9 protein-coding genes and 2 pseudogenes are annotated in these 10,745 nt (G+C 69.5%); 1 reads left to right on the top strand and 10 read right to left on the bottom strand.

Going from position 1 to position 10,745, the window contains the following annotated elements; translation table 11 throughout:
- Window positions 1–542: 542 nt before the first annotated feature.
- The 7 genes and pseudogenes from ACHFFZ_RS09180 to ACHFFZ_RS09150 all read right to left on the bottom strand — a co-directional run.
- A complete protein-coding gene (locus ACHFFZ_RS09180; RefSeq protein ID WP_394276333.1) occupies window positions 543–1,649 on the bottom strand; it encodes a S1C family serine protease in 1,107 nt (368 codons plus the stop codon).
- 2 nt (window positions 1,650–1,651) lie between these two features.
- A complete protein-coding gene (gene nadE, locus ACHFFZ_RS09175; RefSeq protein ID WP_394276332.1) occupies window positions 1,652–2,473 on the bottom strand; it encodes an ammonia-dependent NAD(+) synthetase in 822 nt (273 codons plus the stop codon).
- A gap of 176 nt (window positions 2,474–2,649) precedes the next feature.
- Window positions 2,650–3,393: pseudogene (locus ACHFFZ_RS09170) on the bottom strand (sensor histidine kinase); the annotation flags it as partial.
- 54 nt (window positions 3,394–3,447) lie between these two features.
- Entirely contained in the window at window positions 3,448–4,284 is an 837-nt protein-coding gene (locus tag ACHFFZ_RS09165; RefSeq protein ID WP_394276331.1) for a hypothetical protein, read from the bottom strand.
- 1 nt (window position 4,285) lies between these two features.
- Entirely contained in the window at window positions 4,286–5,197 is a 912-nt protein-coding gene (locus tag ACHFFZ_RS09160; protein ID WP_394276330.1) for an ABC transporter ATP-binding protein, read from the bottom strand.
- A gap of 67 nt (window positions 5,198–5,264) precedes the next feature.
- The gene (locus ACHFFZ_RS09155; RefSeq protein WP_394276329.1) at window positions 5,265–5,756 is read right to left on the bottom strand and encodes a response regulator transcription factor; all 492 of its coding nucleotides are present in this window, start codon (window positions 5,754–5,756) and stop codon (window positions 5,265–5,267) included.
- 31 nt (window positions 5,757–5,787) lie between these two features.
- Window positions 5,788–5,967 (bottom strand): annotated as a pseudogene (locus tag ACHFFZ_RS09150) (response regulator); the annotation flags it as partial.
- A 115-nt stretch (window positions 5,968–6,082) separates the two neighbouring features.
- On the opposite strand from ACHFFZ_RS09150, the gene ACHFFZ_RS09145 reads away from it, so the two are divergent.
- A complete protein-coding gene (locus ACHFFZ_RS09145; RefSeq protein ID WP_394276334.1) occupies window positions 6,083–7,612 on the top strand; it encodes an aspartate:alanine exchanger family transporter in 1,530 nt (509 codons plus the stop codon).
- Window positions 7,613–7,621: 9 nt separating this feature from the next.
- On the opposite strand, the gene ACHFFZ_RS09140 is transcribed toward ACHFFZ_RS09145, so the two are convergent.
- The 3 genes from ACHFFZ_RS09140 to ACHFFZ_RS09130 all read right to left on the bottom strand — a co-directional run.
- Complete coding sequence (locus tag ACHFFZ_RS09140) at window positions 7,622–8,635, bottom strand: LCP family protein (protein ID WP_394276328.1); 1,014 nt, start codon at window positions 8,633–8,635, stop codon at window positions 7,622–7,624.
- 67 nt (window positions 8,636–8,702) lie between these two features.
- Window positions 8,703–9,668: a carbohydrate kinase gene (locus ACHFFZ_RS09135; RefSeq protein ID WP_394276327.1), complete on the bottom strand. Its 966-nt coding sequence runs from the start codon at window positions 9,666–9,668 to the stop codon at window positions 8,703–8,705.
- A gap of 27 nt (window positions 9,669–9,695) precedes the next feature.
- Window positions 9,696–10,745: sugar porter family MFS transporter (locus ACHFFZ_RS09130; protein ID WP_394276326.1), on the bottom strand; the 1,050-nt coding region annotated here is incomplete at its 5' end.

The raw sequence follows: 10,745 nt of genomic DNA, 5'->3' as shown, positions 1-10,745 counted from the left end.
CGCGACGGAGTTCTCCGGCACCATCAGCAGGGCGTGCAGCAGGTGCTGGGGTTCGACCGTCGGATTGCCGGCGGCCAGGGCATTGCGGATCGCGGCCGAGACCGCGTCCCGGCTCATCGTGGTGAGCTTCTCGGTGTCCATGTCTCCTCTTTCGTGTCCATGTCTCCTCTTTCGAAAGTCGTGTCCTGGAAGCAAGTCCGAGACCACTCCTCGACTGGGGTCCAGACTTGAGTACATCTGACTCAACTCGCTACGGGGCCAGTCTATTCCACCTTGAGCCCAATGGACTCAACTTTGTTTGTGGCCATGCCCTGGGACGCTCTGACTCCCAGATCGCTGCCCCTGCTCGCTCGGGTTCCCCACACACGCTCGAGTTCCAACCCGAGCGGGGCCAGTGGCTCAAGCCATGGGTCCCAGTGGCAGCCTCGGTGGCGGCTGGAAGCAGGCTCGCCACTACGCGCGCCCAAGGGGCACTGGGCCCGTGCTGGAGCAAGCACCCAGCAGCTCTACCACGTGCGCAGTGGCGGCGGTGGAAGAGCTGCTCAGGGACGTGCGCCCAAGGTCACATCGACGTCCTGCTGCTTGCCCGCCCGTGCGATGGTCAGCGTCACCTTCGTTCCTACGGCCCGCTCACGCACCTGGGCGATCAGGCTCAGCGCGGAGTCGACGGGCTCGCCGTCGATGGCGATCACCCCGTCGCGCGGCTTGATGCCGGCCGTCGCCGCCGCACTGCCCGAGGCCACCTGGGTGATGCCGGCGGCCCACTTGCGGTCCCCGTCGGCCTGCACGACGGCATCGGTCACCATGACGCCCAGGTTGGAGTGACGCACCCGGCCATTGGTGGTGATCTGGTCCACCACCGACTCCATCTGGTCGGTGGTGATGGCGAAGCTGATGCCGATGTTGCCCTGCCCCTGGCCCAGGGTGGCGATCGACGAGTTGATGCCCACCAGGCGACCCTGGGCATCCACCAGCGCGCCGCCCGAGTTTCCGGGATTGACCGCGGCACTGGTCTGGATGGCATTGGTCACCACCGGCTCCCCTCCCCCGGAGCTCGGGTCCTGGTCCCCCGCCGTCACCGGCCGGTTCAGCGCGCTGACGATGCCCGTGGTGACGGTGCCGGCCAGACCGAGCGGATTGCCCACGGCCATCACCGGGGCACCCACCACCAGCCCGTTGGAGCTGGCCACCTCGAGCGGGGCAAGGTCGGCGGGCGGGTCGACCACCTGCAGCACGGCCAAGTCACTGGCGGCGTCGCTTCCCACCACCCGGGCGTCGAAGACCCGCTCGTCATGCAAGGTCACCAGGATCTGACCTCCCTGGGCGGCCGAGGCGATCACGTGGTGGTTGGTCACCACCTGCCCCTTGGCATCGAGCACCACGCCGGAGCCCGACGACGAACCCCGGTTCGAGGCCACCGAGATGGCCACCACGCTCGGGGAGACCTTCTTGGCCACCTGCACCCAGTCCACCCCGTCGGAGGCCGTCGCGATGGGCGCGGACGAGGCGCCGGACGCAGGCTGTGTCGACGACCGGGCCGAGGGCTGCGTCGCGGGGCTCGAGGAATCGCTGGCCTGCGTCGTGCCGGGTGAACAGGCGCCCAGCCCGAGAGCTCCGGCCAGGGCCAGGGCGGTGAGGGATCGACGCATGCTCATCGCCACCACTGGTCGGCGGGAGTGACGGGCGTGGTGCGCTTGTGGCGGCTGCGCAACCACTTCTGCTCGATCTTCTCGGCCGCCTCGTCGTCGACCTGCTCGCCCTGCAGGTAGGCGTCGATCTGGTCATAGGTCAGGCCCAGCTCGTCCTCGTCGGTGCGCAGCGGCTTCCCGTCGAGCAGGTCTGCCGTGGGCACCTTCTGCCACAGGGCCTCTGGGGCCCCCAGGTGCTGCAGCAGCTGCCGGTTCTGGCCCTTGTCGAGGCCGTGGAGGGGCAGGATGTCGGCGCCGCCGTCACCGAACTTGGTGAAGAAGCCGGTCACCGACTCGGCGCCGTGGTCGGTACCGATCACCAGCAGGTTGCGTTCGCCGGCGATGGCGTACTGGGCGACCATGCGCAACCGGGCCTTCACATTGCCCTTGTTGAAGTCGCTGATCTGCATCCCGGTGCCGGCCGCGAAGGCGGCCTCCATGCCGTCAGTGGCGGACTTGATGTTGATCGTCACCTCGGTGGAGGCGGCCACCCAGTCCATCGCCGCGGCGGCATCGGCCTCGTCGGCCTGCACGCCGTGGGGCAGGCGGACGGCGACGAAGTCGGCCTCGACGCCCTGGCTCCGCAGCCGGTCGACGGCCATCTGGGCGAGCCGTCCGGCCAGGGTGGAGTCGAGGCCCCCCGAGATGCCCAGCACGAAGCCGGCCGTGTGGGTGGCCTGGAGGTAGTCGCACAGGAACTGGACCCGTCGCTCCACCTCGGCTGCCGGGTCGATGCTGGGCTGGACACCCATCTCGTCGATGATCGTCTTCTGCAGGTCGCGCATGGGCCAAGCCTATGCGGCCCCACCGACAGTCCGGGCCTGCGGCACCAGGGACAGCTCGACGACGATCCGCAGCTCCTGTCCGTCCAGTTCGGCACGCACGCTGCCGCGCATCTGCGCCACGAGCTCCTTGACGATCGACAGCCCGAGCCCGGCGTGCGGGCCGGCGTGCGGGCCCGGTCAGCCCGGTAGAAGCGCTCGAAGATCAACTCGACCTCCTCGGGCCGGGCATCGGCCGCGCCATTGGCCACCACAAGCACCGCCCGGCCGTTGATTGCACCCAGACGGACGCGCAGGCCGTCGGTGGAGTGGGTCAGGGCATTGGAGACCAGGTTGCGCACCACCCGGGACAGGGCCGTCGCCTCCGCCTGCACCACCAGTGGGCGCGAGGGCAGGACGAGGTCGGGCTCGATGCCACGTTCCTGCAGCGGCACGTAGAAGCCGAGCAGCGCATCCGTGACCACCTGCGTGGCATCCACCGGGCCGAGCTCCAGGTGGTGGTCGGTCGAGTCCAGCACGCTCAGCTCGAAGAAGTCGTCCACCAGGCGCCCCAGGTCATCGACGCGCCCCAGCACCGTTCCCAGCCTGGCCGGCGAGGTGTCGGCCGCCAGGCCGTCGCGCTGCAGCAGCTGCAGGTAGCCGCGGATGGCGATCAGCGGCGTCTTCAGGTCGTGCGAGAGGTCGGCGATCTCGCGCCTCAGCCGGGCCTCCCTGGCCCGACCCTCGGCCGCGACGCGCCGGTACTGGTCGATGGAGCCGTCCACCTCGGCCGCCAGGTGCTCCAGCTCGTCGTCGCGCACCACGACGGCCAGGGGTTCGGACGAGCCCGCTTCCCGGTGGAGCTCCAGCTGTTCGCGCACCCGGCGGATCTCACGGCGCAGGCCCCGGTGGCGCTGCAGCAGCCAGGCCGCGACCAGCGCCATCACGGCGGCCGCGGCCCAGCCCAGCAAGGAGTCATTCCCCATGGGGCGAGTCTGTCAGCCCAGTTCGCGGCGACGCAGGAAGGCCACGCCCGCGCCGAGGGTCAGGACCGTGCCCACCACCACCATCGTCCACGCATGGCCGATGATCTGCTCCTCGGCCCAGGAGCGGGAGAAGCGGTTGATGTGCCACATCGGGTTGGCCCCCAGCAGCAGGTCCCCCAGCCGCGACGGGTGGGACTGCAGCACCGCGCCCAGCACGATCGCCCCCATCACCAGGGCGAAGAGCACCGCCAGCGCCACCACCCGGGAGCGCGAGACCAGGGCCACCACCGCCACCGTCAGCATCAGCACCACCAGCTGCAGGCAGAGCAGCCCGCAGTGGCCGGCCCAGCGCCACAGCTGGTCGGTGGTCATCGACGCCCCGGTCACCCTGAGCGTGATGGCCAGCGTGAGCGCATTGTGCAGCGCCCACAGGACGGCGGTCACCAGGACCGACAGGACCACCTTGGAGAGGAAGAGCATGGTCTGCGACTGTCCCTGGGCCACGGCGACCTTCGTGATCCCATTGGCGTCGTCGGCAGTGATGACCACCATGCCGGTGATGGCAACGGCAAAGAGCGTCACGGCGGTGAAGCAGGTGGCCGTGGTCACGAGCTCCCAGAAACGGGGGTGGGCTGGGTCGGCGTAGGTGAAGCCCATGAAGCCGTCCACCAGCGCGATTCCGTCCTTCGTCTGCCCGGTGGGACCACCGAAGGCGAAGCTGGTCTGGTCATCACCGCTCGCGAACAGGGAGAACAGGCCGATCACGGCGAGGAAGACCACGACGGTCACGTGCAGGAAGCGGGAGCGGACGAAGCGGTAGGCGTCGGCACGCAGGATGTTGGCGAACATGTCAGGCCCCCTTCACGAGGTCGGAGAAGTAGTCCTCGAGGCTGGCACCCCGCACCTCGAGCTGGTGCACCTGCACCCCGGCACGGACCAGGGCGGAGTTGATGGTGGCCGCCTCGTCGAGGTGGCTGTCGAGCAGCAGCTGGTGCCCGTCGGTGATGCGGTAGCCGGTGACGCGCAGTTCCTCCTCCAGGACGGTCGCGGCACGGGCGGCGTCGTCGACGCCGATCCGCAGGCTGCGCCGGCACTGGTCGTGGAGTTCGCGGGCGGTCAGCTGGCGCACCAGCCGTCCCTGGTGGATGAAGCCGTAGCGGGTGGCGAACAGGTCGAGTTCGGCCAGCAGGTGGCTGGACAGCAGGATCGTGGTGCCCTCCTGCTGGGCCCGGCGCACCAGCTCCTCGCGGATGCGCGCCATCCCGGTGGGGTCGAGGCCGTTGACCGGCTCGTCGAGGATGAGCAGCTCGGGGCGTCCGAGCAGGGCGACGGCCAGGCCGAGCCGCTGCCGCATGCCGAGCGAGAACTGGCGGGCCTTCTTGCTGCCGGCCCCCTCCAGTCCCACCTGTTCGAGCGCCTCGTCCACCCACTGCCGTCCGGCCAGTCCGCGCTGGATGCGCAGGGCCTCGAGGTTCTGGCGTGCCGTCAGGTCCATGCTCAGCACCGGGGCCTCGATCAGCGCCCCGATCCTGGGGCGTTGCCGGTTGGCGGCAGCTCCCGAGCTGCCGAACAGTTCCAGCGAGCCGCTGCTCGGCCGCGCCAGGCCGGTGAGCAGCCGGATCAGGGTCGTCTTGCCCGCACCGTTCTGCCCCACCAGGCCGTAGATCTCCCCGTGCGGGATCTCGAGGGACACATCGTCGAGGGCCCGCACCTTCCCATAGCTCTTGGTCAACCCGTGGGTTGCCACCACCATCTGCGTCATGACCACGAGCCTCGGCGACGAGTGTCAAGGATCTGTGAAGACCGGTGCCAAGACTTCCCCAAGACCCTCACGGCTGGCGCATGGTGTAGCCGATGCCGCAGACGGTGTGGATCGGGTCGGCGTCGCAGGCCTGGCGCAGCTTGCGTCGCAGGTTGCTCATGTGGGCATTGACGGTGCGCTCGTCGTAGCCGATGCTCTCGCCCCAGACCTCGGCGTAGAGGTGTGCCTTGGCGTGGACGATGCGGGGCTGGCGCACCAGGACCGTCAGCAGCCCGAACTCGGTCGCGGTCAGTTGCAGTTCCTGCCCGCCGGCCATGGCGGTGTGCGCTGCCTCGTCGAGCTGGACCGGCCCGACGCTGTGCAGGTGTGCCACGGGTGCCCCCAGGCTGCTGCGGCGCAGCGCCACCTCGCACCGGGCCACCACCTCGTCGATGTCGAAGGGCTTGGTGACGTAGTCGTCGGCGCCCAGCTGCAGCAGGTCGATCTTGGTGCGGGTGGTCTCCCAGGCACTGATGATGATCACCGACACCTGGCTGTGCTCCCGGATGCCCCGCAGCACCTCGTCGCCGCTCTTGAAAGGGCAGCATCAGGTCCAGCAGCACCAGGTCCGGCTGCTTCTGCAGGGCCAGGCGCAGCCCGTCGGGGCCGGTGAAGGCCTGGAGCACCTCCATGCCCCGCTCCTGGAGGATCTCGGCCAGCAACCGGTAGGAGTCCCGGTCGTCCTCCACCACCAGCACGCTCGCCGCCCTGTCGTCTGCCACGTCCACCATCCTGCCCTTCGTTGGCCCCCACCTGGTGAGCGGGAGGACAATGGCGTGTCCCCACTCCTGCGATCCCGGAGCCTGCGTGTTCGACTTCCTGGCCACCCATTCCCTGTTGACCTTGATGGTGGTGCTGTCCGCCGGCGCACTGCTCGGCCAGATCCGCTTCGGTCCGCTGCAGTTCGGCGCGGCCGGGGCCCTGTTCATGGGCCTGGTGATCGGTTCCTTCGACCCGCGCCTGGCCGACGGGCTGGGGCCGGTGAAGAGCCTGGGCGTCGTGCTCTTCTGCTACACGGTGGGGCTTGCCGCCGGATCCACCTTCGTCAGTGACCTGCGTCGCCAGTGGTCGCTGATGCTCACCGGCGTGGTGGGGCTGGTGGCGATGGCCGTGGCGGGCGCGGGCCTGGCGCCCCTGCTGGGCCTGAGCCCGGCACACCTGGCGGGCTCCTATGCCGGTGTGCTCACCTCGCCGGCCATCGACGCGGCGATCTCCGCGACGGGAGGCTCCGGCGACACCCTGGTGGGCTATGCCCTGGCCTATCCGACCGGTGTCGTGCTCGGCATGGTACTGGTGGCGCTGGTGGTCAACCGCCGCTGGCCGGGCACCCGCGACGTCCCGTCAATGGCCGAGGCCGGCATCGTCGCCCACACGGTGCACGTGACCCGTCGCACCGCCCTGGAGGACGTGCCGGGCTGGAAGAGCCAGGCGGTGAAGTTCTCCTACCTGGAGCGCGATGGCGACATCCGGGTGGCCCGCGGGCAGGGAGACCTGCTGGACGACGACCGGGTGCTGGTGATCGGGATGCCCGCCGACGTGGAGCGGGCCACCGCCCACCTGGGTCGCCGCAGCGAGGACGGCGAGCTCACGCACCACCGCCGCGACGTCGACTTCCGTCGCTTCCTGGTGAGCTCACCGGCCGTCGTGGGCCGCACCATCGGGGAGCTCAACGTGCTGGGCGACCTGCACGGCGTCATCACCCGGGTGCGCCGGGGCGACCTGGACATCCTGGCCCGCGACGACCTGGTGCTGCAGCCCGGCGACCGGGTGCTGGCCGTGGTGCCGACCGGCCACATCGACGAGGCGGTGGACTTCTTCGGCGACTCGGAGCGACGCGTCAGCCAGGTGGACGCCCTGACGATGGGGCTGGGCATCAGCCTGGGGCTGCTGGCGGGAACGGTGGCGGTGCCGCTGCCCGGTGGGATCACCTTTGCCCTGGGGGCCGCGGCCGGACCGCTGGTCGTGGGCATGGTGCTGGGGACCCTGCACCGCACCGGCCCCTTCCGCTGGGACCTGCCCGGCCCGGTGAATGCGACCCTGCGACAGCTGGGCCTGATGATCTTCCTCGCCGCCGTGGGCCTGGCGTCGGGAAGGGCCTTCATCTCACAGGCATTGACAGTCACAGGAATGAAGATCATCATTCTCTCGGGGGTGATCCTGCTCCTTGGTTCGGTGACCGTCCTGGCGGGCGCGCGTCTGGTCGGCCTGTCCGCCCAGCGGGCCAGCGGCGCCCTGGCCGGTTTCGTCGGGCAGCCCGCCATCCTGGGCTTCGCCAACAGCCGGGCCAACGACGAACGCATCGATAGTGCCTACGGGGCCCTGTTCGCGCTCGGCACCGTCGTCAAGATCCTGCTGGTCCAGCTCGTCGCCCACTGAGCCGTCAGGTCAGCTGCCGGGGGCGTACCCGGTGCCGTGGGCCTTCACATAGCCCGAGAGGTCACCGGCGGCCAGCCCCCTGGCCAGTTCTGCGGTGCGCTGCTCGTCGACGATGTCGACCGCTGCTCCACCGACGGTGTCGAAGCGGCTGATCGGCACCAGCAGCGAGGTGACGTCAGTGGTGTCGATGCTGCGCAGTGGCGCTGCCAGGGCCGGGACCTGGCGCGGGTCCAGGCCGGTGATCTTGACGTTCGTGGCCAGCTTGCCCGCCAATGTCGCGAAGGCCTGGGGACTGGCCTTGTCCGCGGCCTGCAGCCCGCGCACCATGCCAGTCACCAGCGCCCGGTGCCGTTCGGCGCGGTCGAGGTCACCCAGCGGCAGGCTCTTGCGCTCTCGTGCGTAGACCAGCGCGTCGGTGTTCTCGAGCGTGAGCCGGCCGGTGTGGAAGTCCAGCACCCTGCCAGTGGAGTTGATCTTGACCGTCGAGGCGTGCTTGTTGTCCACCGTGATGCCCTTCATCCACCGGGTCAGGGCGATGAAGCTGGTGAAGTTGGCCTGCACGGTGATGGGGATGTGGATCCCTCCCAGCAGCTGGCTGACGGTGCGCACCAACTGTGGCGTGCCGCCCTGGGCGAAGGCTGCGTTGATCTTGCCCTTGCCCATGCCGGGAATGGCGACATGGGAGTCACGGGCGATGGAGACCAGCGAAAGATGATGCCGATCGGCCGAGAACTGGGCCAGGACGATCGCATCCGAGTTGCCCGACAGGGAGGTCTTCTGCCGCGAATCGGTCCCGAAGAGCAGCATCGTCACCGCCCCCGGCGGCAGCGGGTCGACGAGCGCGGCGCAGTTGCCGGCCGAGGTCGGCGCGGGGGTGGGCGAGGCAGCCCGGGCGGACGTGCCAGCAGCACCCCAGGACCCGGACGTGGGTCCTGCGGCGCTGCTGGCACCGTCCCTGCTGCATCCGGCGGCCAACGCCACCAGCGCGATCGTGCTGCCGAGAAGACTCCTGCGCGTGGTCACCCGTCGATGCAAGCACCCCGATCCCTGCCAGGACGGGATTTCAGCCCGTGTCCCGGCAGGTTGGCGGTCAGCTGGCCAGCGACGGGTCCTTCTCGTGGGCGACGGCCAGCTCCTCGCGCGTCGGGGCGTGCGCACCGGCATGGCTCACAGTCAGGCCGGAGGTGCTGACGGCCCGGTGCAGGGCCGGCTGCACCTGGTCCCAGGTGGCCCGGCCCAGTGCCTCGGATGCCTCCCGGGTGCCCAGCAGGCCGGCGTCGAGCAGGCCCGAGAGCAGTCCGCCCATGAAGGAGTCACCGGCCCCGACGGTGTCTGCCAGCTTCACCGTCATCTGGTCGACGTGCAGCATGTCGCGGTTGTGCGCCAGCAGCGCATAGGCACCCCACGGTCCGCGGGTGACCACCACCAGCGACGGCCCCATCGTCGCCCACCGGCGCATGACGTCCTCGACCGGCGTTCCGGGGAAGAGCCATTCGAGGTCCTCGTCGGAGGCCTTGACCACGTCGGCCAGCCCCACGAGCTCCTCGATGCGCAGCTGCACCTCCACCGGGGAGCCCATCAGGGCGGGGCGGATGTTGGGGTCATAGCTGATCGTGCCGTGCTCACGGACGGCACGCACGGCCTCGACCACCTGGGAACCACCCGGCTCCAGGGTGGCGGCGATGGAACCGGTGTGCAGGTGCGCCACCCGGTCCAGCCCGTCGAGGGCCGGCAGCGCCCAGTCGAGGTCGAACTCGTAGTCGGCGCGCCCTTCGGCATCCAGGTGGGCATAGGCGACCGAGGTCTTCTCGGCACCATTGCTGCCCGGTGCGACGGCGACGCCGTGCTCGGCAGCGTGCGCCTCGATGCGGTGACCGCGCTCGTCGGCGCCCCACCAGGCGCCGATGGTGGCGGGATGGTCGAGGCGGGACAGGACGCAGGCGACGTTGAGGGGGCTGCCGCCGACGTGCTCGCCGGTCACCTCGCCCCCGCGCATCACGACGTCGACCAGGGCCTCACCGAGGCACAGGACCTGTGTGGGAACTTCAGTGTTCATGGAGCGATCCTTCCAGAGTGGGGACGATCAGGCGCGGCTGAGGCCGAGCTTGGCCTCCATCTCCTCCAGCGGCACGCCCTTGGTCTCGGGCATCACCTTGAGCACCCAGAAGAGCTGGCCGACCATGAAGACCAGGAAGATCGAGAAGGCGACGCCGCCACCCAAGGCGTCGATGATCGGCGGGAAGAGGGTGCTGGTGAGCCAGGCGAAGACCCAGTGGGTCAGCGATCCGAGCGACTGGCCACGGCCGCGGATGCGGTTGGGGAAGATCTCGGAGATGAAGACCCAGATCACCGAGCCCTGGCCGAAGGCGTGGGCGGCGATGAAGCCGAGCAGGCCGACCAGGACGAGGATCGAGGAGGTGGAGTTGAAGGCGCCGCCCTTGGCGTTCTCGTAGTAGAACATGACGCCGGCGAGGAAGCCGAGGCTGACCAGGTAGCCGATGGATCCGACCAGCATCAGCTTGCGACGGCCCATCTTGTCGATGACGGTCAGGGCAGTCATCGTGGCCACGAGGTTCATCAGGCCGACGGCCACGCTCATGAGGTAGGCGGAGTTGGCGCTGGCGCCGGCCTTCTGCATCACGGTGGGGGCGTAGTAGAGGATCGCGTTGATGCCCGACATCTGGTTGAACATGGCGATGGTGAAGGCGAGCAGGATCACCTTGCGGTTGCCGCGAGTGAAGAACTTGGCCTGCTTGTCATTGTTGCGGGCGGCCTCGGCGAGTGAGTCGTCGATCTCGCGCACCTGCAGCGCGGCTTCCTCGGGCGTCTCGGTGAGGCGTCCGATGATCTCCTTGGCCTCGGCGTCGTGGCCATTGGCCTTCAACCAGCGCGGGGTCTCGGGGACGGTGAAGAGCATCAGCAGGAAGATCGTGGCGGGGATGGCCATGACGCCGAACATCCAGCGCCAGTCGACCGTCGGGTCGTTGACCACGGTGCGCACGATCCAGTTGGACAGGTAGGCCACCAGGATACCGAGCACGATGTTGAACTGCACCAGCCCGACGAGGCGACCGCGCACCTTCGCGGGGGCGATCTCGGCGGTGTAGATGGGGGCGCAGACGCTGGCGGCGCC

The organism is Luteococcus sp., assembly GCF_043424415.1.
Lineage (GTDB): Bacteria > Actinomycetota > Actinomycetes > Propionibacteriales > Propionibacteriaceae > Luteococcus.
The sequence above is the reverse complement of the archived record's forward strand: the minus strand, read 5'-3'. Positions and strand labels throughout refer to the sequence as shown.

Bases quoted from the DNA above. Each gene is read 5' to 3' on its own strand.
- ACHFFZ_RS09145 (WP_394276334.1), top strand. From the start codon at position 6,083: ATGGTGGTGCTGTCCGCCGGCGCACTGCTCGGCCAGATCCGCTTCGGT.
- nadE (WP_394276332.1), bottom strand. From the start codon at position 2,473: ATGCGCGACCTGCAGAAGACGATCATCGACGAGATGGGTGTCCAGCCC.
- ACHFFZ_RS09160 (WP_394276330.1), bottom strand. From the start codon at position 5,197: ATGACGCAGATGGTGGTGGCAACCCACGGGTTGACCAAGAGCTATGGG.
- ACHFFZ_RS09165 (WP_394276331.1), bottom strand. From the start codon at position 4,284: ATGTTCGCCAACATCCTGCGTGCCGACGCCTACCGCTTCGTCCGCTCC.
- ACHFFZ_RS09180 (WP_394276333.1), bottom strand. From the start codon at position 1,649: ATGCGTCGATCCCTCACCGCCCTGGCCCTGGCCGGAGCTCTCGGGCTG.
- ACHFFZ_RS09135 (WP_394276327.1), bottom strand. From the start codon at position 9,668: ATGAACACTGAAGTTCCCACACAGGTCCTGTGCCTCGGTGAGGCCCTG.